The following is a 22,272-nucleotide window of genomic DNA, read 5'->3' as shown; positions in this document are numbered from 1 at the left end:
GGCTGATGATGGCCGTACAGATGGTGATTTTCGCGATGCTCGCGGGGGGATGGGTCTCGATGGACGATGCGAAGGCCGCGGCGCGAACGGCCGTCCGGGCTCCCGCGCCCGTCGAGCTGGCGCCGACGCCTCCGATGGGCTGGGCGTCCTGGAACACCTTCGCCGCCCAGATCAACTACAACGTGATCAAGGCCCAGGTGGACGCGATGGTGTCCTCAGGGATGAAGGACGCCGGCTACCAGTACGTCAACATCGACGAAGGCTGGTGGCAGGGTACGCGTGACAGCGCGGGCAACATCACGGTCGACACGGCCGAGTGGCCGGGCGGGATGAAGGCGATCGCCGACTACATCCACAGCAAGGGCCTGAAGGCCGGCATCTACACCGACGCCGGCCGTGACGGATGTGGCTACTACTACCCGACCGGGCGACCGGCCGCTCCGAACAGCGGCAGCGAGGGCCACTACGACCAGGACTTCCTGCAGTTCTCCCAATGGGGCTTCGACTTCGTCAAGGTCGACTGGTGCGGGGGGAGCGCCGAGGGTCTCAACCCCCGCACCACCTACCAGGCGATCAGTGACGCGATCGCCCGGGCCACGGCGCAGACCGGGCGGCCGATGGTCCTGTCCGTCTGCAACTGGGGTGTCCAGAGCCCCTGGGACTGGGCGCCCGGCATGTCCACCATGTGGCGCACCAGCGGTGACATCATCTACTGGGGGCAGTCCGCGTCGATGGACCGGGTGCTGGCGAACTTCGACTCCGCCCAGCACCCGTCCGCCCAGAGCCCCGGCCACTACAACGACCCCGACATGCTGGTGGTGGGCATGAACGGGTTCTCGGCCTCTCAGAACCGCACCCACATGGGTCTGTGGGCCATATCGGGGGCGCCGTTGCTGGCAGGCAACAAGCTCACCGACATGAGTGCCGAGACCAGGGCGATCCTGACCAACCGGGAGGTGCTGGCCGTCAACCAGGACCCGCTCGCGCGGCAGGGCGTGAAGGTGGCCGAGGACCAGACCGGACGCCAGGTCTACAGCAAGGTGTTGTCGGGCACCGGCCGCCGGGCCGTGCTCCTGCTCAATCGGACCACCTCGCCGGCGTCCATCACGGCCCGCCTCTCGGACCTGGGGCTCACCGGTACGGCGGCCGTGCGGAATCCGTGGACCGGGGCCGACCTCGGCACCTTCTCCGGCGCCTACACGACCACCGTGCCCGCCCGTGAGGCCGTCCTCCTCACCGTGACCGCGAGCGAAGGCCCGACCCCCACGCCCACGCCGTCCTCGGGTGCCGGTGCGATCCGGGGCGCGGGGTCGGGCAGGTGTGTCGACGTGTCCGGGGCCTCGCAGGCCAACGGTGCCCAGGTGCAGCTCTGGGACTGCAACGGGCAGGCGAACCAGCGGTGGACGCCGACCGCCGCCGGTGAGCTGCGGGTCTACGGCGGCAAGTGCCTGGATGTGTACAACCGGGGCACCGCGGACGGTGCTCAGGTGGTCGTCTGGGACTGCAACGGCCAGGAAAATCAGCGGTGGCGGCTCAACACCGACGGCACCATCACCGCCGTGGGTGCGAACAAGTGCCTGGACGCGTCCAGCAACGGCACCGCCAACGGCACCAGGCTCACCATCTGGACGTGTAACGGCGGTTCCAACCAGCGCTGGACCCGCACCTGAACATCCGGCGATGACGCGCGTTCGCCGGACGGCACCGGCGCCCCGGCGAACGCCGTCACATCGCCCCGCCCCTCGGAGCCGCGCCGAGCGTCGACCCGCGGATCGGCCACCGTCGCCGTGGACGGCATCGAATCCACCGCGTGTGGTCGTCAGAACCCGCACCGGGCGGCGGCGCCTTCGGCGTCCTCGGGCGCGCTGCGGATCCGGCCGCGGGCATTCTCACCCGCCGGGCGCGGATCCGGCGCCCGGTGCCGGCCAGAAGCCGAGATTGTGGTCGGCGGCGTAGTCGACCGGTTTGATCGCGTCCGGCTCCAGGGACTGGGTGTACGGGACGGGGGCGGCACGGTCGAAGCGCTCCCAGCGGGGCAGCCCCTTTCCGTTGGGATCGCCCGTCCGGGCGAAGTTGGTCCAGTAGGCGATCATCTGGTCGGACAGCCTCCGCTGGGCCGGGGTGAACGTGACCGCCTTCTCGGTGAACAGGTACGGCATGTCGCCCGCGTGGTAGGCGCCCCAGGGAAAGTCCGTCCCCAACGGCAGGAACATCGGGGCCCGGCGGTCGGCGAACTGGTAGGCGTACGTCGGCGCCTTCCCGCTGAGCAGCCCGTTCTGCTCGAAGGTGGCCCTGGCCCACATGCGGTCGGTGATCACGGCGGCCCACGCCAGCCCCGGCGAGCCGTACCGGGCGACCGGATACTCCGCGCGCACCCTCGCCGCGTCCTTGCCGAACGCGGTTCTCAGCAGCCTGCCGTACCGCTCGGCGGTCACCGGCTTTCCCGCCGCGTCGTGGAACAACCCGACGAAGATCCGGTGCTCGTCGCGAGTCGCCCCGGAGATCACCGGAACCCGGTGGAAACGACCTGCCCGCAACTCCGCGGACGGCAATCCGGGCAGCGTCTCGCCCCCGTAGGCGTATGTCTGGAACATGTTCATGATCTGCGGCACTTCGAGGATCTTCTCCACCGGCAGGGCCCGCAGGCAGCGGAGATCCTCGCAGCCGAGCCGCGGGGCCACGTACGTCCCCATCTTCTCGACCTCCGCCACCGGGCGCCAGGCGTAGGACGGGTAGGCGGGGACGCCCTCACCCATGCTGCCGGCGAGCATGTCCATCATGCCCTCGCCGCTCTGCACGACGGCCCGGTCGAACAGACCTCCGCCGCCCGGCGAGGTCAGGTGCCCGCTGATGCTCAGCGCGCCCCACGAGACGCCGAACACCGTCACGTTCGCCGGGTCCCCGCCGAACGCGGCGGCGTTGCGGCGGACCCAGCGCAGAGCCGCCTGCTGGTCCTGCAGGCCGTACGTGCCCGACCCCTCGAGCCCCGGGTACCCGAAGCCCCCGAACACCCCGAGCCGGTAGTTGATCGTGACGACCACCACGTCCCCGCGGGTGGCGATCCGGCGCACATCGCTGAGGTCGCCGGAGCCCAGGGCCCCGTCGCCGTGGATCCACACCATCACCGGCCGGTTCTTCCCCGGCGTGCGCGGCGCCGTCACGTTGAGGAACAGGCAGTCCTCATCGGAGCCGGTCACCTTCGCGTAGTCGCTCCCCACCTGCGGGCACACGCTGCCCGGCCTGGTGGCCTCCCTGATCCCGCTCCAGGGTCTCACCGGCGCCGGAGAGTTCCACCGCAGCCCGCCCACCGGCGGGGCCGCGTAGGGAATCCCCTGGAAGATCCGGTGCTCGCTCGTCACCGTTCCCCGTACGGCTCCCGCGTCCGTCCGGACCACACTCTCGCCGGTCTTCTCCGGCGCCCGCCCCGCGGGCACGCCCGCGCACGCCGGCACCAGCATCGTCGCCGCCATCGCGGCACTTGTCGCCTTTCGTCTCATACCCTCCACGCTGTCAACGGACGGGCCGCTCCAGCAGATCCATCGATCCCGAACGCCCCAGGACAAATGTCCTCGCCTGAGCCGAGGCGGCGGTTCAGTCCAGGATCTGGACGTACCCGTCGGTCCCGTGAACGCGGATCCGCTGCCCGTCCCGGATCAGCCGGGTGGCCTGCTCCACACCCACGACGGCCGGCAGGCCGTACTCCCGCGCGATCACCGCCCCGTGCGTCATGAGGCCGCCCACCTCCGTCACCAGCCCGGCGACGGTGACGAACAGGGGGGTCCAGCTGGGGTCGGTGTAGGTGGTGACCAGGATGTCGCCCGCCTCGAGGTCGGCCCGCGCCATGTCCAGGACGACGCGGGCACGGCCCTCGACGGTCCCGGCCGAGACCGGGAGGCCGGCCAGCGCGCCGGGCGGGGCGTCGTCACGCCGGTACCGGCCGTTGACGGCCTCACCGTCCGAGGTGAGGACCCGGGGAGGTGTGAGCGCCTCGTACGACCGGAACGCCTCCCGCCTTTCCAGGATGAGCCCGGCGTCCACGTCGCCGGTGCGCACGACTTCCCGCAACTCCGCGAACCGGAGGAAGAAGATGTCCTCCTTCTCGCGCAGGGTGCCGGAGCGGACGAGGCGATCGGCCTCCCGCAGCAACGCCTGCTTGTAGACGAAGTAGCGGCTGACCATGCCGTACTTGGGGTACTCCCGGTATCCGGCGAAGCCGCGGACGCGGTCGATCATCCGCTTGGTCTCCTCGGCCTTCCGCTCCCCGCCGGGCAGGGCGCGCAGCCGCGCCAGAAGTTCCTGTTCCTTCCGCCGCGACTCCAGGCGTCCTTGCTCGAAGTGTCGTTCGCCGGCGCCCGGCTCGAAGTTCTTGACGTTGCCGAGGATGGCGGGCACGAGCATGGCGGGACGCTCGCTCCAGCGGGTTCTGGTGATGTCGATCTCGCCCGCGCAGCGCATGCCGTACTCGTCGAGGTAGCCCCGGATGGCGTCACGTGCCTCCCGTCCGCCGACCGGCCCGGCCGGCTCGTCCAGCTCGGCCAGCTCGTCCAGGAAGCCGTCGCCCTCCCGGCCCTCGGCCGCGACGCGGTGCAGGAACGCCACGACCTCCGCGTGCGGCCGGATCGTGTCCGCGACGTCGAGGAGCGTCAGCCCCATCTCGGAGGTGACGTTGTGGGGGACGGATTGGGTGAGCGCGTCGGCCGCGTTCTTCTCGCCCAGCCACTCCTCGAGGTGGTCGTTGAGCCACCAGGTCGCCTCCATCCCCGCCATGATCACTTGGTGGCTCCGCGGATCGAACAGGATGCGCCTCAGCTCCGCGATGTCGGCCTCGATGAAGTCGAGCAGCGCCGGCCCGGACAGAGTCCGGATCTCGCTCCGCAGGGTGGCGACGGACGCCTGGCTCTGCCGGATCAGCTGGGCGACAACGGCCGGATCGGTCTCGATCGGGGCGGGTGGGGCACCGGCGGGCGCGGCGACGGAATCCTCGTCCGCGAGCAGGCGGATGAAGTCGCCGCGGTCCAGGACGCTCTGCAGCGCGTCCCGGACCAGCGGGTCGGACCTCCCCAGGGTCCCGATGAGGTTCGCGCGACCGGCGGCCGTCGCCAGGACGGGGGCCACGTCGACGAACAGCCGTCCGCCCGCCTCGTGCATCGGCCGCAGGGTCGTCAGCTGCCACACGGAGAGTCCCAGCGGCTTCATCGCGTCGGTCATCATCTGCTGGTGACCGACGGAGACGTAGACATGGTTCTCCTGGTCATCGGTCCCGGGGAGGGGGAACAGGGTGGTGATCGGCCGGCTCTGGACGATGTGGAAGTCATCGCCTGCCAGGCACCATTCGATGTCCTGGGGCCTGCCGAAGTGCGCCTCGACGCGTCGGCCCAGCCGCACCAGGCGCACGACCTGCGCATCCGTCAGAGCCGGCTGCGTCTGCCGCCGCGGCTCGATCGGCGCGTCATGGGTACCGCCTCCCGGCGCCGCCTGGACGGACCGCGGCTTGGTGGCGACCGCCGTGGTGACGACCTGATCGTCGCGCACCGTGTAGACGTCCCCGGCGACCAGGCCGGAGACGAGCGCCTCGCCGAGCCCCCAACCGGCCTCCACCGTGGCGATCTTCCGGTTCGAGGTCACGGGGTCCGCGGTGAAGAGGATCCCGGCCGCGTCGGGGAACACCATCCGCTGCACGACCACGGCCATCCGTACCTTGCGGTGGTCGAAGCCGTTACGGCGCCGGTAGGTCACCGCCCGCTCGGTGAACAGCGAGGCCCAGCACCTTCGGACGTGGTGGAGGATCGCCGGCAGGCCCACGACGTTCAGGTACGAGTCCTGCTGGCCGGCGAAGGACGCGGTCGGCAGGTCCTCGGCCGTCGCGCTGGAACGCACCGCGTAGGAGGCCCGCTCTCCGAGCCGGGCGAGCGATTCGCCGATCGCCGCCTCGAGATCGTCGGGAATCGCGACGCCTTCGACGGCGCGGCGGACATCGGCGCTCAGGGTGCGGATCGCCGCGCGGTCGTCCGGGTTCACGCGCGACAGCAGGTCGAGCGACGCGTCGACCGACGGCGCCTCGGCCACGATCCGCTGGAAGGCGTCCGTCGTGACGCAGAAGCCGTCCGGCACGCGGATGCCGTCGATTCGCGAGAGCTCGCCCAGCTGCGCCCCCTTTCCGCCGACGTCCGCGATGTTCGTCGAGTCGATCTCCTCGAAACCCAGCACGTAACCCAATTTCGTTGCTCCATTGCTTGTCGGGCCGGTTCGCAACGGGCAGTATGAAGCACTTTCTGACGTCTCATGAGACGCGCGGATCTGATACAAAATGAAAGTGGCGGGGAGTGGCGCGCGGCCTGACCCGGCCTCCCCGCACCGGCATCCCGGGCCGCCGTTCACGCTCGGCGGCGGTGATCTCCTGGGCACCGGCCGGCGCCCGCACCGAGCCCCCGCGCCCTGCCCTGACCTGCCCTGGCCTGCCGCAGGGTGCGGTGGACGTGGACAGGGGCGCGTACGCGGATCGCAGGCCCCCCGGGACGGACGGCCGGGCCCTGGCGACGACCGGCAGGATCTCGATCGCGACGGACCCGGCCGGATGGTCCCGGTCCCGCTCCTTCAGAGGCTGCGAGCGGTGATGTCGCCGTGGGAGGTGGTGGCGCGGATGTCGAGTTCGGTGGTGCCGTTGTTCTTGAGGGCGTTGCTGACGCGGCCGTAGCCGGTGCCGGCGTCCAGGGCGGCCGAGACGCCGACGGCGGCGGCGACCGAGATGTCGCCGGACTGGGTGCTGAGCACGACCGTGCCGCGCACGGCCTCGGTGATCCGGATGTCGCCCTTCGCGGTGCTGATCTCCGCGGGGCCGTTGAGCCGGCCGACCTCGACGTCGCCGTCGATCGCGGTGAGGCGGACGCTCGCGGCCTCGTCGATCTTGATCTGGCGGTACGCGCCTTCGAAGGCGACGTCACCGAGGCGTCCGACGCCGCGGAGCTCGGCGGCGGCGGCCCTGGCCTCGACGCTGGAGCCGGCGGGCAGCTGGACGGTGATCTCCAGGGATCCGGAGGGGCCGAAGAGCCGGTTGTCGAGGGTCGAGGCCGTGATCCGCAGGACGCCGTCGGCGTAGGCGACGGTGGTCTGCTCGGCGGTCTTGGTGTCGCGGCTCCTGGAGGGGTCGGCGGGCAGGACCTCGACGGTGGTGTCGGCGCGGTCCGCGGCGATGAACTGGACGCGTCCGGCGGGGATGTCCAGGACGGCGGAGATCGGGGCGGGGGTGTCGAACTTCTGCATCGTGCTCTCCCGTGCTCACTCGTTGTTTCTGACATTGGAAACGCTACGTTGCGTTCCCGAATCTGGCAACATTTTTGTTGCACACAAAGGACATTTTCGCAGTTGAAAGCCCATAAACTGTTGCAACGATCCTGATTCTAAAGCAACGGAGATGCTCTGATCATTGCAATGAATGAGAAGTGAACGCTATGGTGGGGGATCGGGGACCACCACGAAGGATCACCAGGGAGATCGCGATGCCGGGAGGCAGACTCACCCAGCAGGACCGCCGGCAGATCGCGCTGGGGCTGGCCGACAGCCTCCCCTACGCCGAGATCGCCCGGCGCCTCGACCGCCCGACCTCGACGATCACGCGTGAGGTGATGCGCAACGGCGGCCCTGCCGCCTACCGCGCCGACCTGGCCCACCGAGCCACCGAACGCCGAGCCAACCGGCGCAGGCCCGCCTCCTCCCGAGGGCCGGACCCGGTCCCCCAGCCGCACGGACGCGACGCCGAGGCCGTGGCCGAGTACGAGGAGACGTTCACCACCGTCCTCATGGCCTCAGGCCTGACCAAGATGACGGCCCGGGTGCTGACCTGCCTGTTCACCACCGACGCGGGCAGTCTCACCGCGTCCCAGCTCGCTCGGCACCTCCAGGTCAGCCCGGCGTCCATCTCCAAGGCGATCGCCTTCCTGGAGAGCCAGAGCCTCGTCCGCCGGGAACGCGACGAACGTCGCCGCGACCGCTACGTCGTCGACGACGAACTCTTCTACCAGGCGACGATCGCCAGCGCCCGATCCAACGACCTGCTCGTCGAGACCGCACGCCAGGGCGTCGCCGTCCTCGGCCCCCACACCCCCGCCGCCGACCGCCTGGAGAACATCGCCCGCTTCCTCGACTTCATCAGCGAAAGCATCACCCGCGCCGCCGAACAGGCCCGCGAGGTCCTCCACACCAGACCAGGAAGAACCTCGAACGACACCGCCCGGCCAGGTCCGGACCACGGATAGGCGGCCGTCTCGATCGTCACGGCCATGAGACGAGGCCGGCCGCGTCCTCGGGGAACGGAGCTTCCCCGGCCGGCGTGTCGAGCGCGGTCGCGGACGGCCGCCCGTCCAGGAGTGCGCACCCTGTCGAAAACGGACACGAACTCCAGGTTTATCGACAGGAGCGGGCCCGATCATGGTCCGCCCGGGCGGCTGTGCCGTAGATCTGGTGGAGGCAAGGAGAGCCACGCGGCCACCGAGGTCGGGGTGCACGCGTGGCGCGAACACACGTCACCACCAGCCGAAACGGAGAGTGCACACGAATGCGAGTCGAAGAGAACTCCCGCGGGCGACGGACGGGAACCGGCATGCGCACCTGGCGGAAACCGTCGAAGCTCGCGGCCGCGGCCATGATGGCCGGATGCCTCGCGCTGACCGCGACCTCGGCGGCGGTCGCCGACGCGGGCCCGGCCCGGGAGAAGGCCGCGCTCACCTGTGGCGCCGGCGTGTTCCTCGACGGCCTCCGGGCCCTCGCGGTCACCGAGAACGGCCGCGACGAGGTGTTCATCACGAGCGGTGGCACGAAGATCTGGCCGGTGACCGCGCCCTACGTGTCGATGGCCGCGGGCCAGCGGGTCGAGGTCGACAAGTGCGTCCCCGTCGGCGCCCAGCTCCGCCTCATGGAGTACGACGACATCGATCCCGACGACCTCATCGGCGGCGTCACCATCAACCGGGACGCGACCTGGGACTACGAGTTCTGCTGCGGCGGCAACGGCCGGTACCGGCTCGGGGCCGTCCAGTAGCCCGCCCCCCGGCACGGCGCGGCCTCCGGCCCTCTTCGGCCGGCCGGAGGCGGCGCGGTGCTCTCGCGGTGTTCCGAGGAGGTCTCGCGAGAGGTGCTGAGAAGTGCCGTCGTGTTCGGGCGGGACCATCCTCCTCGGCGCCGTCCTCCTTTGCGGGGCCCGGAGCTGGATGTCTCAGAAGGTGTTTGAGAGTTGATCGTCGGGCTCATCGCACTCATTCGAGCGGCCGGGGTCCGGGGCGCTGAGCAGGATGGTCCCGTGTGATCCGCCGCAGCAGCGTGTTGATCGCTGCCCACCGGATCATGGCCTCGCTCATCGGTGGCCGACGCTCGTAACCGCGCGCCGGCCGCCGATACAGCATCAGCCACGCCAGCGCCCGCTCCACCACCCACCGCTTGGGATGCACCTGAAAACCTCGCTGCTCAGCGGGCTTGGCCACGATGTGCACGATGATCCCCAGCACCTGACGCGCCCAGACCACCAACTGCCCGGCGAATCCCTGATCGGCGAAGACCACCCGGCACGCGCTCGACAGATACAGCCCCAGCAGCAGACTCCTGGCCCCGGCCCGGTCCTGCACACCGGCCGGACGCACCATCACCGCCAAAAGCAGCCCGAGAGTGTCGGTGACCACGAACCTTACGACCGTTGATCTTCTTGTTCGCGTCATAACCCCGGCCGACGGCCCCGACGGTGTCGGCGCCCTTGACGCTCTGGCTGTCGATGACCGCCGCCGACGGCTCCGCCTCCCGCCCGGCTCTTTTGCGCACTCGCCAGCGCAGCACATCCAGGATCTTCTGGGTGACGCCTGAGATCAGAAGGGTAGAAAGGGTCGTCGTGTCATACCCGCAGTCCTACCCGGCTACAGGGACGACTTCACGATCAGCTCTCAAACACTCTGTCAGTGATGAGCGAGAGCCCTGAAGCCGGGGCTTCCACTCGGTTTCAAGAACGTCGAGGAGTTCGGATGGCTGTGTCCGAGTAGATGAACCGAGGCTACCGATCTGTGACATGTCGTTACACCGTGTCCGTCAAGGCCAGAGAGCGATGGAGGCGCCGTGCTGCACAGGCTAAAGAGTTAGTCGCCATATCACGTCGAGCGTTACATAGATGAAGCTTCAATCTCAGCATCGGAAAGGTTGCTTCGGGCTACTCCTCGGTTGATACCAGGTGCAAGTAAAGCAGTTGTTTATGCTATTCACAACCAATAATTGCTGTTAGGTACGGTTGAGTAGCTGTCTGTAGAGCTCGCCCCGGTACGTGTCTTCTTCGGTCTGCAAGGAGCGGTTCGAAAGCCGCGGGGAGGTCGCCCGATGAGGGCTCAGACAGCTTTCAACGCATCATGTAGGGTGCGGGCTTCCCTGTGGGCGGGCCAGTGGTTCTGAAGCTCGTTGTCCAGGGTGTGCAGCTCGCGCATGATCCGTGCCGAGTCGGTCTGGCGGGCGATGGTGAGTGCGGTGAGTCCCAGGTGGGTGGCTCGGCTCGGGTCGGGCTGGCTGGCCTGTGAGACGGCGAGGGCGAGTTTTGCGGTGAGGTGTCCACGGTCCCGGGTGAGGTGCTCGCCCGTTGAGGCGATCCTGTTCTCCAGGAGGGTGACAGCCGTGTCCGCGCGTCCGGCGGCGCGGTGGCAGACCGCGCTCTGCTCACAGAGCGTGTCCAGGTCATAGTGGTGCAGGTAGACCGGCGCGTTCGGATCGCTGACGTGTGGATGGTCGTTCAGGAGATCGGCGGCCTCGTCCAGGAGGGCGAAGCAGCGGTCATACTCGCCGAGCATGGCGTGTCCGCGAGCCTGCTGCTGGCCGGCCAGTGCGCGGAGTTTCGGGTCGAGCGGGCCGGGGGAGCGGCGGGCGGCTGTGGCCAACTGAACAACGGCTGCCGGGTCGTCGGTGAGGCAGGCGATATTGGATTCACGGACGAGTAGGTAAGCGGCCATCTGAACGTCACCGGCGCACTGTGCCCATTCGGCCGCGAGACGCGACCAGTGCCGTGCCGCGTCAAGATTGCCGATGTCCTGGTGCAGCCAACCGGCCATCTCCCCGTACTGGGCGAGGACCTGGAAGAGCGGCTCCACGTTCGCTGACCGTGCGCCGCGTCGCAGCTCGTTCAGCACCTCGATGTGTGCCATCAACGGCCGGAGCAGCAGCCGGGGGCCGAGCATCTTGTCGGCGGTGTAGTGCTCTGCCAGCAGGCGGCGGAAGTAGTCGATGACGTCAGCGTCAACCCGGGTGGGTTGCTCGATTGCGCGGGCGATCCGTTCGGTCTGGGCAATGTCGACGGTCCCGGGAAGGACTGAAGAGAGCGCACCGGTGGCGAGCAACTGGGCGAACTCGCGTCGCGACATGGTCACGTGGACGCTCCCTCCGTCAGGCGTTCGCAACTCCAGCATGACCGGTCCGTCGTCGGAGGCGCCACCAGGCGGAGCGATTGATCTCGTTGTGGTGTCACAGCTGATCGCTTCGCGTAACGAGATCAGCATTCCCTGTGCGTTGAGTAGGCGATCGAGCTGCCGGACCTGCTCCAGTGGGATGAGGATCTCGCCGTTCTCCGCCCGAGAAAGGCGCGTGTAGTCGTACAGCGCCAGCTTGCCGAGTTCGCGCAGCGACATTTTCGCCTGCCCGCGCAGATGTCGCAGGACCATTCCGAACATGTTCGCCGCCGCGCTGATCGGACCGGACTCCATGGCAGGGCTCCCTTCGAGCGTTGCCGCAACGGTGCGGCAACACCGACCCTCTGGGCAGCGGCTCACCGTTAGGAAACTCTAAGTAAGGAATTGATCGCGCTAAGTGTAACGCCTGACGGTGATCTTCACCCGGACATGGGGAGGTGCGACGTGGTCCCGCATTGGATGCTCGACGCCGACACTCGAATCGACGACTGGAAACCTCTCGGTGGTTACCAGGTCCTCGTACGTGTCCTTCAGGCCGGTACGGCTTCGCGCCGTGCCCGCTCGGTCATCCGCGAGGTGCTTTCACGGGCTGGAGGCGACCACCAGGAAATCGACGACGCAGAGAATGCCGTGGCCGAACTCGCTGCCAACGCCGAAGAGCACGGCCGGCCCCCCTTCGAACTGCGCATCGTCTTCGTGGACGGTGAGCCGTCGTGGTGCGAGGTGGTCGACGCCGATCGCAACCTCAAAGGCGTCTCCGCCATCCTTGATCAGCTGCGCGCCCGCGGTGACGAATCCGATTTGAGCTTGTTTGAGGAGCACGGCCGGGGCTTGTTGTTGGTGCATGCGCTGTCGGCGGGCCGCTGTTGGGTGTACCCGACCAGGATGTGCGCCACCGCGACTCTCGGCAAGGCCATTGGTTTCGTGCTGCCCACCAAGACCGGTCCGTGTCCGAGTGCCCCCGTGCAGGACGACGGACCGCCCCGGAAGGCCGGTGTCCACCTTTCCCCACAACCGTGGGCGCCGGCCTTCCTCGACCACCGCCGGCACCTCTGACGCCAGGACCGGCGGCGATGACAGGCCTCGCCGCCGGTCTCGGGTCCGGTGCTTAACGAGGCGTACGCGGCGAAGATCACCCGGGCTGGAACGTCCTGCATTCTCGTATTGATTACGGAGATGCGCCGTTGGATATGCCGGATTTGTCGATGCACATCCAGCGGTCGCTCGACAGAGTGTCGTTCGGCTCGGGGAGTGGGCCACAACTGTAGTGGCGGGCGAAGTCGAAGGGCGTGTGAACCGTGACGGACCAGCCCCACTCCCTCGGGTAGCCGACGAAGTCGGGGTGCGGCTCCCTGTCGAACAGGGCGAACGGGCCGATGCCGATCTACTGTCTGGTCGCGGCGTAGATGGACTGGCGCGGACCTCAGGAGATTCCGGCCCGAGCGTGACCTTGAAGGCCAGGGCGCTTCCGTCTCATCGGCGGAAGCCGGGCCCGCCGAGCGTGACATGGGCCCGCTGAACGGTCCGCTGTACTTCGGAACACGTTCCGAAGTACCATGTGGCATGGTTACGCCGACCGTCCCGTTCTCCGACCTGTCAAAGCACTCCAAGCGAGTCGCCGAGACCCTTGATCGCGTTCACCGGGTGCATGTGAAGCGTCGAGACGGAGAAGACCTGTTCATCTCCACCGCACGGCATGACCGACAGCGGGAGGAGACCGCGGACATCGCGGCCCGCATGGTCGCGGCCCTCCTCGCCAGCGACGAGGGCACCCGCGCCGTCCTGCACGCCCTGCCCACGGTCTTCCCCTGGGTGAGACACCTTTCCCTGGACGAGAAGAGGGAGTTCGTCCAGGAACTGGTCGACGCCACACGCGACGCGGTCGAGCTGGACGTTCACGCCACCCTGCACCGGCTCATCGTCGAATGGCGTGCTACCGCCCGCGTCCTCGCCGACCCCTCGCTGACTGTACAGCTCACCCGTGCGCTGCCCGATGACGATCACGGTGAGGTGATCGCGCTGTGAGTCCCAAGCGTGGCGACGCGGTAGCCCCGCCGATCGGTGACGAGTGGCACCTACGGTCGCTACCAGTGAGGCGGCCAAGGGGTTGGAAGCAGTTGGTGGTGGAGCGTGTATCAGGATGTGTGAGTGATCGTGAAAGGGTGGGTTAAGGCGCGGGGTGTCCACCCGATCACCGCTTACCGGTGGTATCGGGAAGGCATTTTGCCTGTGCCCGCTCGTAAGGTCGGACGGCTGATCCTGGTCGCAGACGTCGATCCCGCCGCCTCGCACGGCGCAACCACCGTGGGGTACGCCTGCGTCTCTTCTGTGGAGGCGTCTTCACTGGCGTGCCCACCTCCACCGGCCCCGACCCGGCGGTCGCGGGCGGCTACGAGATCCAGCTCGACGCCACCGCCACCGCTGGCAAGACCACCGGCTCCCTGCGGCTTCCTGCGCTATCGAGGCGGGCGTAGGTCTCTTCGCCGATCGGGTAGTCATTGATCATGACTCCTACGGTACGTTAACAGTCGGCGACGTACCGTGAGGGGGAGGGTTGATGCGGGTCCACCAGGCCTACCGCTACGCCCTGGACCCCACCCCCGAGCAGGCGCGCCTGCTCGCCTCCCACTGCGGTGCGGCCCGGTTCGCCTTCAACTGGGGCCTGGCCCGCGTCAAGGCCGCCTTGTCCCAGCGTGCGGCTGAGCAGTCCTACGGCCTCGCGGATGAGATGCTGACCGAGGTGCCGTGGTCGCTGTACGGTCTGCGCCGGGCCTGGAACACCGCCAAGAACACCGTCGCGCCGTGGTGGGCCGAGCACTCCAAAGAGGCCTACACCACCGGCCTGGACGGGGTGGCGCGGGCGCTGAGGAACTGGGCGGCTTCGCGTCACGGCACCCGTAAGGGGCCGAAGATGGGGTTTCCCCGGTTTAAGTCCAAGCACCGCGCCGCTCCCTCGTGCCGGTTCACCACCGGAGCGATCCGGGTGGAGGCCGACCGCCGCCACGTGACGCTGCCCCGCCTGGGGACGATCCGTACGGGCGAGTCGACCCGGAAACTGGCCCGGCACCTGGAGCGCGGCACGGGGCGGATCCTGTCGGCCACCGTCCGATGCGAGGGGGGACGGTGGTTCGTCGCGTTCACCTGCGAGATCGACCGCACCGACCGCGCCCCGGCCCAACCGGAGGCCGTGGTCGGCGTCGACCTGGGCGTCAAGGACCTCGCGGTGCTGTCCACCGGGGAAGTCGTCGCCAATCCCAAACATCACCGCTCGGCGCTCAAGCGGCTGCGCAGGCTGAACAAGCAGCTCGCCCGCCGAACCGGGCCCCGCGCCCCCGACGGCGCCAGGCGCGAGGCCTCCGCCCGCTGGGCCAAGACCAAGGCCGCCCTCGGCAAAGCACATGCGCGGGTGGCCAATCAGCGGCGCGACGGCATCCACCAGCTCACCAGCCGCTTGGCGGTCACCTGGGGCACGGTCGTGGTCGAAGACCTCAACGTGGCCGGGATGCTCGCCCACCGCAGCCTGGCCCGCGCCGTCTCCGACGCGGGCATGGCCGAGGTGCGGCGGCAGCTGTCTTACAAAACCGCATGGAGCGGCGGACGGCTCGTCGTCGCCGACCGGTGGTATCCCTCCAGCAAGACCTGTTCGGGTTGCGGCGCGGTGAAAGCCAAGCTCGCCCTGTCCGAACGCACCTACACCTGCGCCGAGTGCGGCCTTGCCCTGGGGCGGGATCTCAATGCCGCGCTGAATCTGGCCGCGCTCGCGGCCGACGTCGCCCAGAGTTGCGGGGAGACGCGAAACGCCCGTGGAGGAGCGGTAGGACCCGGCACCCGTGCCGGGCGCGCACCGGTGAAACGGGAACCCCGGGAACGGGGAACGCTCCGGCGCAAGCCGGAAGCTGCCTGAGAGCGCGCTCACCACAGCACACTCACAAGCAACGGTGGGCCGATCTGTGCGCCGAGGCCGCGGGCAACACCCGGCGTTGTTTCGAGGCGCTGCGCGACGCCCCGCTGTCGCAGGACGACCCAGATCGGCAGCACCGCCTGCGAGGCCGTCTCGCCGCCGGGACTCTGGGCGGTCGCGAATACCCGCAGTGGGAGTACGAGGTCACCGCGGGCGGTCGCGTGCGTTACCTCGTCGACGAGTCCCGGCGCACTGTCCACCTCGTCTACGCCTCGACGCGCCACCCCAAGGACACCGACGCTTAACTGCTTGGAAGCCTGAGAGGCCTTCACGTACCGACCTCCAGGCCGGTGTGGGCGGCCAGGAAGGCGAGCATGTCGGCGGCCAGGTCGACGGCGCGGCCCGCCGAGCGGGAGCCGTGGCCGACGTCGCCCTCGTGGCGCAGCAGGATCGGCCGCGAGCCCGACGTCGCCGCCTGCAGCGCCGCGCACATCTTGCGCGCGTGCATGGGGTCGACCCGGGAGTCGCCGCCGAACGTGGTCAGCAGCGTCGCCGGGTAGTCGACGCCGTCGACGACCCGGTGGTAGGGGGAGTAGCCAAGCAGCCAGCCCAGCTGCTCGGGGTCGTCGGCCGAACCGTACTCCGAGCGCCACACCGGGCCGAGCCCCGACCGCTCGTACCTGACCATGTCGAGCAGGGGCGCCGAGCAGACGGCGGCGGCGAACAGGTCGGGGCGCTGCGTCAGCGCGGCGCCCACCAGCAGCCCGCCGTTCGACTCGCCGCACGCGCCCAGCCGCGCGGGGGTGGTCCAGCCGTCCGCGACGAGTTTCTCGGCCGCCGCGGCGAAGTCGTCGAAGACGTTCTGCTTGCGCTCCAGCATGCCGTCGCGGTGCCAGGCCGCCCCCTCCTCGCCGCCGCCGCGCAGCTGGGCGAGGGCGAAGACCCCGCCCGCCTCGACCCAGGGCAGGATGTAGCTGGAGTACGACGGCGCGAGCGAGAGCCCGAACCCGCCGTAGCCGTACAGGATCGTGGGCCTGGGGCCCGAGCCGGGGCGGGCCAGCACGACCATCCGCACCGGCGTGCCGTCCGCGGAGGCGCAGACCAGCCGGCGGGCCTCGAGCCTCGGCACCTCCACGGCGCCTGGCGCGGCGCTCCACAGCGACGTCCGCCCGGTGCGCGTGTCGTAGTGGTGCACCCCCGCGGGCGTGACGCTGTCGGTGTAGGTGAACCAGACCTCGTGGCCGCCCTCGGGGCGGGTGGTCATCCCCCCGGCGGAACCGAGGCCGGGCAGCGGCACCGAACCGCGCCGTCTCCCGGTCGCCAGGTCGTGGACGCTGATCTCGCCGACCGCGTGCCGGGTCCAGCCGACGAGGAGCGTCTGCCCGGCGATCGCGAACTCACCGATCACCGCCTCCGGATCCTCGTCGACCAGGTCGACCCAGTGCTCGGGGCCCGGCCGCGCCGGGTCGGCCACGCACAGTCGTCCCCGCGGCGCGTCCAGGGTGGTGAGCAGGTACAGGCGCCCGTCGCGGCCGACGGCGGGCGCCGTCACCGCGCCCGCCCCCCGCTGGACCACCCGCAGGTCGGGGCGCTCGGGGGAGGAGGACGACAGGTCGGCCAGCCAGAGGTCGTTGCCGTCGCCCGCCATCGCCGAGACCGTCAGCCAGCGGCCGTTGTAGCTGATCCCCAGCCCGTACGAGCGCTCCTCACCCATGATCACGGCGTCGTCCTCGGCGGGGGTGCCGAGCCGGTGCAGGCATACCTGGCGGGAGCGGACGTAGAAGAACGCCTTCCCGTCGGGCAGCCACGCCACGGGCGCGTACCGGCAGCGGTCGATCGGGCCGTCCACCGTCCGGCGGGTGGCGACGTCCATGACCCGCAGTTCCGACCGCTCGTCCCCGCTCCTGGACAGCTGGTACGCCACCAGCCTGCCGTCCAGGTCGGGCTGCCAGTGGTCGAGCGTGGTCAGCCCGCTCGGGTCGAGCTCCATCGGGTCGAGCAGCGTCTCCTCCACCCCGTCGGGGCCGGTGCGGTAGAGGACCGCGTGCTCCTGGGAGGCCGTACGGCGCAGGAAGAACCGGCTGCCGCCGCGCCACATCGGCGTGCCTACCGTCCCGGCCCCGGTCAGCGCGGCCACCCGCGAGTGCCACAGGTGGCGGCCCGGCAGCGTGCTCGCGTGCTCGCGCCAGAGCTCCTCCTGGGCGGCCGTCCAGCTCCGGGTCTCCGGGCTGTCGGGATCCTCCAGCCACCGGTACGGGTCGGGCACGGTGTGGCCGTGGAGGTGGTCGACGACCGGTTGCCGCTCGGCGGGAGGGTAGATCATCGGCTTCCTCCGATGTGGAGATCTCGGACTCTGGACGGGAAACGCGGTGAGGACGTCACGGCACCAGCTCCTGCGCGCTCGACGGGTTCCACTGCCCGGCCAGGTCGGCGTAGAGCGGGGAGGCGGCGAGCATCTCCTCGTGCGTGCCCAGCCGGACGCTGGTGCCGTCCATGACGAGGACCCGCCGGGCCCGCAGGGCGGAGGTCAGCCGGTGGGCGATGACGAGCAGCGTGCCGCCCCGGCGGGCGAACGCCTCCTCGGCGCGGGCCTCGGCCGCCGGGTCCAGATGACACGTCGCCTCGTCGAGGATCACCAGCCGGGCCGGGGCGAGATAGGCGCGGGCCAGGGCGACCAGTTGCCGTTCGGCGGGCGACAGCAGCCCCGAGTGGATCTCGGTGGAGTAGCCGCCCAGCCGCGCCACCAGGTTCGTCAGGCCGACCGCGGCCACCGCGTCGTCCACCGCCTCCGGCGAGGCGTCGGCCAGGTAGGTCAGGTTCTCCAGCAGGGAGCCGCGAAAGACGTACGCCTCCTGCGGGATGAGCACCCGGTCGGCGGGGTCGAGCCGGTCGGCGGGCACCCCGCACACCAGGACCTGGCCCGCCCCCGGCGCGAGCACCCCGGTCAGGAGCGCGGCGAGCGTGGACTTGCCGATGCCGCTGGGGCCCACGACCGCGATGTGGTCCCCCTCGGGGACCGACAGGTCCAGGCCGTCGATCACCGGTTCCGCGTGCGGGCCGTACGCGAACGTCACGCCGCGCAGCTCGGCCGCCCCGGCCCCGCCGTCGCCGCCGTCCCGTGCCGCGATCCGCCCGCGCGCCCGTACGGGCGGGTCGCCGTCGCGCAGCAGCCGGCCGAGCGCCACCCGCAGCCGGACCCCGTTGATGCCCAGCCCCTCCACGAGGTTGCCGAGCGCGGGCGTCAGCGACTGCGTGACGTAGGCCAAGGCGCCCAGGATCACCCCGGCGCCCGCGCCCTCACCCACCAGCCAGGGGGTCCCGGCCAGCACCAGCAGGACCGGCAGCCAGCCGCCCACCGCCAGCGACAGCGTGCGCAACGCGGTCACCCGCGCCAGCGACCGGGCCGCGCGGGCCTGCTCTGCCACCCGCAGGCCGACGTCGCCCGCCACCCGCTCCTCGGCCCGGCAGGCGGTGATGTCGCGCAGCCCGCCCACCATGGTGGCCAGCGACCCGGCGGTGCGCTCGTCGGCCAGGATGAAGTCCCGCTGCCGCCTGGCCAGGGCGCGCAGCGACAGCAGGAAGATGACAAGACCCGCGACGAAGGGGGGCAGCACCAGCGCGAGCACCTCGGGCACGAGGGTCGCCAGCCCGAGCATGACGCTCACCACGGTGAACGCGAACGACCTGACCACCGTGATGACCGAGGCGAAGGCGTCGCGGGCCAGCTCGACCTGCAGGTTGGAGCGGGCCACCGCGGCCGCTCCCGGTCCCCGTCCGGACATGACCGAGTGGCGCAGCGCGTCGTCGACGACGTGCGCGAGCAGTTCCTCGCGGAACGGCTCCACGATCGCGGCGACGGCCATCACCACCTGCCGCGCGCCGACCGCGGCCAGCAGCCACGCGCCGCCGAGCAGCGCCAGCCAGGCGAACCCGGTCGCGGGGCGTCCCGCGCCGAAGCCGTCGTCGATCGCCCGCGCGATGGCCAGGCCGATGACCAGGGAGGGCGCTGTCTCCGCGACGGACCAGCCCGCGAGCCTGACCAGCTGGTAGGGGTCCCTCCTGAGCGCCCGCCGGAGGGGTCTGTTGACGACGTGCCCGTCCGGAGGGCTCACGACGTGCTCGCCCGGAAGGAGGCACCCGCCTGGAACGACGCGCCCGCCTGGAACGACGCGCCCGCCGGGGAGGAGGCACCCGCCTGGAACGACGTGCCCGCCGGGGAGGAGGCACCCGGCGGGAAGGACGCGTCGGCCGGGGAGGACGTGTCCGCCTGGAAGACGGCGCGGTAGGCCGGGTCGGCCCACAGCGCCCGGTGCCCGCCGCACGCGCGCACCCGGCCGTCGTCCAGCCAGATCACCCGGTCGGCCGCCGCGGCGGTCGCCACCCGGTGGGTCACGATCAGGCGCGTGCGGTCGCGCAGCTCTCTGGAGAGCGCGCGGGCGACCTGGCGCTCGGTGACGGTGTCCAGGCTGGAGGTGGCGTCGTCCAGGACGAGCAGGCGCCATCCCTGCGCGAAGGCGCGGGCCAGGCCGAGCCGCTGCCGCTCACCGCCGGACATGGGCGCCTCCTCCAGCGGCGTGTCGTACCCCAGGGGAAGCCGCCGGACGAAGGCGTCGGCGCGGGCCGCCCGCGCCGCCGCCCGCACGACCTCGCCCCTCCCGTCCGCCCGGCCGTCGTGCCGGTGGCCGGACCCGGTGCCGGTACGGGTGCCGCGACGGCCGCGGCCGGAGGCGCCGTGGCGGCCGGTGCCGGGGGTGGCGGCGGGAGCGTCGAGTCCCAGGGCGACGGCGGCGCCGACGGTGTCGCCGAGCAGCGCTGGGCGCTCGAAGGCGTACCCGACGGCATGGCGCAGCGCCTCGCGGGAGAGGTCGGGCAACGGCACGCCGTCGAGGAGGACCGTGCCGTGCCGCGGGTCCACCAGCCGCCCGGCGACCGCGGCGAGCAGGGACTTGCCCGCCCCCGAGCGGCCGACCACGGCCACCGCCTGCCCGCCGGGGATGACGAGATCGACGTCGCGCAGGCCGCCCGCGTCGACGCCGCGAAACTCGAGCGTGCCGGGACCGGGAGGCAGCGGGCGCGTGCCGTAGGCTCGCGGGCTCTCGGCGGTCAGCTCCTCCACCCTGGCCGCGGCGGCCCGCGCCCTGGCCAGGCGGCTGACGTAGCCCAGCGCCGAGCCGAGACCGGCGCCGAGCACGACGTAGCGGGCGGCGGCGTACAGCTCTCCGGCCGTGAGGTCGCCGGCGGCCAGGCGCAGCCCGCCCACCCCGAGCACGGCCACCTCCAGCAGCGGGACCACCGCTCCCGCCTGCACACCGGCCCGCGCGTTGGCCCGCCACATGTCCATGGCGTGCCCGCGCAGCCGGGGCAGGGCGGTGAGCACCCGCGCCCGCTCCTGGTCGGCGGTGCCGGCCGCGGCGATCGTACGGGCCCCGGCGAGGGCGTCGACCAGGCGGGCGGCGATGTCGCTCTGCGCCGCCTGGTAGTCGCCCGCGATGGAGGTGCTCACGGTGAGGAAGGCCCGCAGGACGAGCGCGATGAGGACGAGCCCGGCGACCAGCGTCACGGTCAGCAGGGGGTCGATGAGAGTGAGGGCCACCACGCCGCCCGCGGTGGGGATGACCAGCGCGGCCCCGGTGACGATCGACTCGGGGGCGCGCCCGATCTCCTCGGTGTTCAGGCCCATCCGGGTGACCAGGTCCCCCTCGGGGAACCGGCGGGTGATCACCGGCCCGACACCGAGCACGTTCCGTACGACCCGGTTCCTGAGCCAGGCCGAGGAGCGCGCGCCGCTCGATCCGGCGGCCCAGACGCCGAGGGTGTCGCAGAGCACGGTCAGGATCACGGCGGCGGCGCAGGCACCGAGCCAGGTCGCCGCGCCGGTGCCGCCACTCGTACCGGCCACGAGCTCGTCGACCGTCCTGCCCAGAATGAACGGGAGCGCGAGCTGCGCGAACGCGCCCAGGACGGAGGTGACCGCGAGGACGGCCAGCCAGGGTCCGCTACGCCGCACGGTCTCGGCCACCAGCCGGTCCGCTGCCCGCACGTTGGCTCCTCCCCGAACCTTCCCGACTTACCGAACTTCCCCGACTTCGTGAACTTCCCCGACTTCCCCGACTTCCCCGATGTGCCCGACGCCCCGAACGCCCTCGACGTCGCGGACCTCCCCGGTCTCCCGGCGTCCGCAGCGTCCTCGGCGTACCGGAACCTCCCGGAACGGGAGTGCCCGGGACGGCCGCCGTCGCTGGCCGTCCCGGGCACGGGGTCTCACTAGTGGCAGAGCACGACGCTCAGGTTGCTGGGCTTGCCGGACTCGCAGCCGAGAACCGTCAGGGTGCTACCGCCACCGCCACCGCCGCCGCCGGTGGGGGCCTCCAGGGACTGCAGGTCGAGAAGGACCATGGGATTGCCTCACTTCTGGTGGGAACCGATATCGGGAAAACCGGGTGCCTAGTGGCAGAGGACGACGCTCAGGTTGCTGGGCTTGCCGGACTGGCAGCCCAGGACCGTGAGGGTGCTGCCACCGCCGCCGCCACCGCCGCCGGTGGGGGCCTCCAGGGACTGCAGGTCGAGAAGAACCATGGGAGTTGCTCCGTTTCTACGGGGTTCTGCGGGTTCTGGGTTTTGTGGAACGGGAGGAACTAGTGGCAGAGCAGGAGGCTCAGGTTGCTGGGCTTGCCGGACTGGCAGCCCAGGACCGTGAGGGTGCTGCCGCCGCCACCGCCGTGGCCGCCGCCGTCGGGGGTCTCCAGGGACTGCAGGTCGAGAAGGACCATGGGATTGCCTCACTTCTGGTGGGAACCGATATCGGGAAAACCGGGTGCCTAGTGGCAGAGGACGACGCTCAGGTTGCTGGGCTTGCCGGACTGGCAGCCCAGGACCGTGAGGGTGCTGCCACCGCCGCCGCCACCGCCGCCGGTGGGGGCCTCCAGGGACTGCAGGTCGAGAAGAACCATG

21 protein-coding genes are annotated in these 22,272 nt (G+C 70.7%); 8 read left to right on the top strand and 13 right to left on the bottom strand.

Translation table 11 applies throughout. The features are described 5' to 3' along the window. Positions 1-59: 59 nt before the first annotated feature. Positions 60-1,670, top strand: a complete 1,611-nt coding sequence (locus tag ACTOQ2_RS14815; RefSeq protein WP_440100147.1) for a glycoside hydrolase family 27 protein — start codon at positions 60-62, stop codon at positions 1,668-1,670. 219 nt (positions 1,671-1,889) lie between these two features. Here ACTOQ2_RS14815 and ACTOQ2_RS14810 read toward each other — a convergent pair whose 3' ends face one another. Together ACTOQ2_RS14810 and rph are read right to left on the bottom strand one after the other, a co-directional pair. Continuing rightward, entirely contained in the window at positions 1,890-3,497 is a 1,608-nt protein-coding gene (locus tag ACTOQ2_RS14810) for a carboxylesterase/lipase family protein (protein ID WP_440100146.1), read from the bottom strand. A gap of 94 nt (positions 3,498-3,591) precedes the next feature. Further along, complete coding sequence (gene rph / locus ACTOQ2_RS14805; protein WP_440100145.1) at positions 3,592-6,216, bottom strand: rifamycin-inactivating phosphotransferase; 2,625 nt, start codon at positions 6,214-6,216, stop codon at positions 3,592-3,594. A gap of 107 nt (positions 6,217-6,323) precedes the next feature. Between rph and ACTOQ2_RS14800 the strand changes: the two genes are divergently transcribed. Beyond that, a complete protein-coding gene (locus ACTOQ2_RS14800; protein ID WP_440100144.1) occupies positions 6,324-6,614 on the top strand; it encodes a hypothetical protein in 291 nt (96 codons plus the stop codon). Here the strand turns inward: ACTOQ2_RS14800 and ACTOQ2_RS14795 are convergent. Continuing rightward, the gene (locus ACTOQ2_RS14795; protein ID WP_440100143.1) at positions 6,595-7,260 is read right to left on the bottom strand and encodes a DUF4097 family beta strand repeat-containing protein; all 666 of its coding nucleotides are present in this window, start codon (positions 7,258-7,260) and stop codon (positions 6,595-6,597) included. The two genes, ACTOQ2_RS14800 and ACTOQ2_RS14795, sit on opposite strands and share 20 nt — an antisense overlap. 236 nt (positions 7,261-7,496) lie before the next feature. Between ACTOQ2_RS14795 and ACTOQ2_RS14790 the strand changes: the two genes are divergently transcribed. Continuing rightward, on the top strand, positions 7,497-8,252 hold the full coding sequence (locus tag ACTOQ2_RS14790) for a helix-turn-helix domain-containing protein (RefSeq protein ID WP_440100142.1): 756 nt from the start codon (positions 7,497-7,499) through the stop codon (positions 8,250-8,252). Positions 8,253-8,551: 299 nt separating this feature from the next. Continuing rightward, complete coding sequence (locus ACTOQ2_RS14785; RefSeq protein ID WP_440100141.1) at positions 8,552-9,034, top strand: hypothetical protein; 483 nt, start codon at positions 8,552-8,554, stop codon at positions 9,032-9,034. A gap of 214 nt (positions 9,035-9,248) precedes the next feature. On the opposite strand, the gene ACTOQ2_RS14780 is transcribed toward ACTOQ2_RS14785, so the two are convergent. Next, positions 9,249-9,704, bottom strand: coding sequence for a transposase (locus ACTOQ2_RS14780; protein WP_440100140.1), 456 nt, complete (start codon positions 9,702-9,704; stop codon positions 9,249-9,251). A 651-nt stretch (positions 9,705-10,355) separates the two neighbouring features. Further along, positions 10,356-11,714, bottom strand: a complete 1,359-nt coding sequence (locus ACTOQ2_RS14775; RefSeq protein WP_440100139.1) for a helix-turn-helix domain-containing protein — start codon at positions 11,712-11,714, stop codon at positions 10,356-10,358. A 165-nt stretch (positions 11,715-11,879) separates the two neighbouring features. On the opposite strand from ACTOQ2_RS14775, the gene ACTOQ2_RS14770 reads away from it, so the two are divergent. The 4 genes from ACTOQ2_RS14770 (at position 11,880) to tnpB (ending at position 15,324) form a co-directional block, all read left to right on the top strand. Then, entirely contained in the window at positions 11,880-12,476 is a 597-nt protein-coding gene (locus ACTOQ2_RS14770) for an ATP-binding protein (protein WP_440100138.1), read from the top strand. Positions 12,477-13,070: 594 nt separating this feature from the next. Next, positions 13,071-13,445, top strand: coding sequence for a hypothetical protein (locus tag ACTOQ2_RS14765; RefSeq protein ID WP_440100137.1), 375 nt, complete (start codon positions 13,071-13,073; stop codon positions 13,443-13,445). A 323-nt stretch (positions 13,446-13,768) separates the two neighbouring features. Continuing rightward, positions 13,769-13,894, top strand: coding sequence for a hypothetical protein (locus tag ACTOQ2_RS14760; RefSeq protein WP_440100136.1), 126 nt, complete (start codon positions 13,769-13,771; stop codon positions 13,892-13,894). Positions 13,895-13,977: 83 nt separating this feature from the next. After that, positions 13,978-15,324: an IS607 family element RNA-guided endonuclease TnpB gene (tnpB, locus tag ACTOQ2_RS14755; RefSeq protein WP_440100135.1), complete on the top strand. Its 1,347-nt coding sequence runs from the start codon at positions 13,978-13,980 to the stop codon at positions 15,322-15,324. 8 nt (positions 15,325-15,332) lie between these two features. On the opposite strand, the gene ACTOQ2_RS14750 is transcribed toward tnpB, so the two are convergent. The 8 genes from ACTOQ2_RS14750 to ACTOQ2_RS14715 all read right to left on the bottom strand — a co-directional run bounded on the left by ACTOQ2_RS14750 (position 15,333) and on the right by ACTOQ2_RS14715 (position 22,271). Then, positions 15,333-15,653, bottom strand: a complete 321-nt coding sequence (locus ACTOQ2_RS14750; RefSeq protein WP_440100134.1) for a hypothetical protein — start codon at positions 15,651-15,653, stop codon at positions 15,333-15,335. After that, positions 15,650-17,644 carry a prolyl oligopeptidase family serine peptidase gene (locus ACTOQ2_RS14745; protein WP_440100133.1) on the bottom strand — a complete coding sequence of 665 codons (1,995 nt, stop codon included), beginning with the start codon at positions 17,642-17,644 and terminating at the stop codon, positions 15,650-15,652. The genes ACTOQ2_RS14750 and ACTOQ2_RS14745 overlap by 4 nt, the downstream gene beginning before the upstream one ends. Positions 17,645-17,699: 55 nt before the next feature. Next, a complete protein-coding gene (locus tag ACTOQ2_RS14740; protein WP_440100132.1) occupies positions 17,700-19,433 on the bottom strand; it encodes an ATP-binding cassette domain-containing protein in 1,734 nt (577 codons plus the stop codon). Beyond that, a complete protein-coding gene (locus ACTOQ2_RS14735) occupies positions 19,430-21,361 on the bottom strand; it encodes an ABC transporter ATP-binding protein (RefSeq protein ID WP_440100131.1) in 1,932 nt (643 codons plus the stop codon). Before ACTOQ2_RS14735 ends, ACTOQ2_RS14740 begins: the two co-directional genes overlap by 4 nt. 224 nt (positions 21,362-21,585) lie before the next feature. Further along, entirely contained in the window at positions 21,586-21,717 is a 132-nt protein-coding gene (locus ACTOQ2_RS14730) for a SapB/AmfS family lanthipeptide (protein WP_362511959.1), read from the bottom strand. A 48-nt stretch (positions 21,718-21,765) separates the two neighbouring features. Next, positions 21,766-21,897 carry a SapB/AmfS family lanthipeptide gene (locus tag ACTOQ2_RS14725; RefSeq protein ID WP_440100130.1) on the bottom strand — a complete coding sequence of 44 codons (132 nt, stop codon included), beginning with the start codon at positions 21,895-21,897 and terminating at the stop codon, positions 21,766-21,768. Between the two features lie 59 nt (positions 21,898-21,956). Next, on the bottom strand, positions 21,957-22,091 hold the full coding sequence (locus ACTOQ2_RS14720) for a SapB/AmfS family lanthipeptide (RefSeq protein ID WP_362692965.1): 135 nt from the start codon (positions 22,089-22,091) through the stop codon (positions 21,957-21,959). 48 nt (positions 22,092-22,139) lie between these two features. After that, positions 22,140-22,271, bottom strand: a complete 132-nt coding sequence (locus ACTOQ2_RS14715) for a SapB/AmfS family lanthipeptide (RefSeq protein WP_440100130.1) — start codon at positions 22,269-22,271, stop codon at positions 22,140-22,142. Position 22,272 lies beyond the last annotated feature (1 nt).

It is taken from the genome of Streptosporangium sp. H16 (genome assembly GCF_051918855.1).
In the GTDB taxonomy this organism is placed as follows: domain Bacteria; phylum Actinomycetota; class Actinomycetes; order Streptosporangiales; family Streptosporangiaceae; genus Streptosporangium.
The sequence above is the reverse complement of the archived record's forward strand: the minus strand, read 5'-3'. Positions and strand labels throughout refer to the sequence as shown.

Bases quoted from the DNA above. Each gene is read 5' to 3' on its own strand.
- ACTOQ2_RS14730 (WP_362511959.1), bottom strand. From the start codon at position 21,717: ATGGTCCTTCTCGACCTGCAGTCCCTGGAGGCCCCCACCGGCGGCGGC.
- ACTOQ2_RS14810 (WP_440100146.1), bottom strand. From the start codon at position 3,497: ATGAGACGAAAGGCGACAAGTGCCGCGATGGCGGCGACGATGCTGGTG.
- ACTOQ2_RS14775 (WP_440100139.1), bottom strand. From the start codon at position 11,714: ATGGAGTCCGGTCCGATCAGCGCGGCGGCGAACATGTTCGGAATGGTC.
- ACTOQ2_RS14790 (WP_440100142.1), top strand. From the start codon at position 7,497: ATGCCGGGAGGCAGACTCACCCAGCAGGACCGCCGGCAGATCGCGCTG.
- ACTOQ2_RS14795 (WP_440100143.1), bottom strand. From the start codon at position 7,260: ATGCAGAAGTTCGACACCCCCGCCCCGATCTCCGCCGTCCTGGACATC.
- ACTOQ2_RS14715 (WP_440100130.1), bottom strand. From the start codon at position 22,271: ATGGTTCTTCTCGACCTGCAGTCCCTGGAGGCCCCCACCGGCGGCGGT.
- tnpB (WP_440100135.1), top strand. From the start codon at position 13,978: ATGCGGGTCCACCAGGCCTACCGCTACGCCCTGGACCCCACCCCCGAG.
- ACTOQ2_RS14745 (WP_440100133.1), bottom strand. From the start codon at position 17,644: ATGATCTACCCTCCCGCCGAGCGGCAACCGGTCGTCGACCACCTCCAC.
- ACTOQ2_RS14780 (WP_440100140.1), bottom strand. From the start codon at position 9,704: ATGACGCGAACAAGAAGATCAACGGTCGTAAGGTTCGTGGTCACCGAC.
- ACTOQ2_RS14815 (WP_440100147.1), top strand. From the start codon at position 60: ATGGACGATGCGAAGGCCGCGGCGCGAACGGCCGTCCGGGCTCCCGCG.
- ACTOQ2_RS14785 (WP_440100141.1), top strand. From the start codon at position 8,552: ATGCGAGTCGAAGAGAACTCCCGCGGGCGACGGACGGGAACCGGCATG.
- ACTOQ2_RS14770 (WP_440100138.1), top strand. From the start codon at position 11,880: ATGCTCGACGCCGACACTCGAATCGACGACTGGAAACCTCTCGGTGGT.
- ACTOQ2_RS14720 (WP_362692965.1), bottom strand. From the start codon at position 22,091: ATGGTCCTTCTCGACCTGCAGTCCCTGGAGACCCCCGACGGCGGCGGC.
- ACTOQ2_RS14725 (WP_440100130.1), bottom strand. From the start codon at position 21,897: ATGGTTCTTCTCGACCTGCAGTCCCTGGAGGCCCCCACCGGCGGCGGT.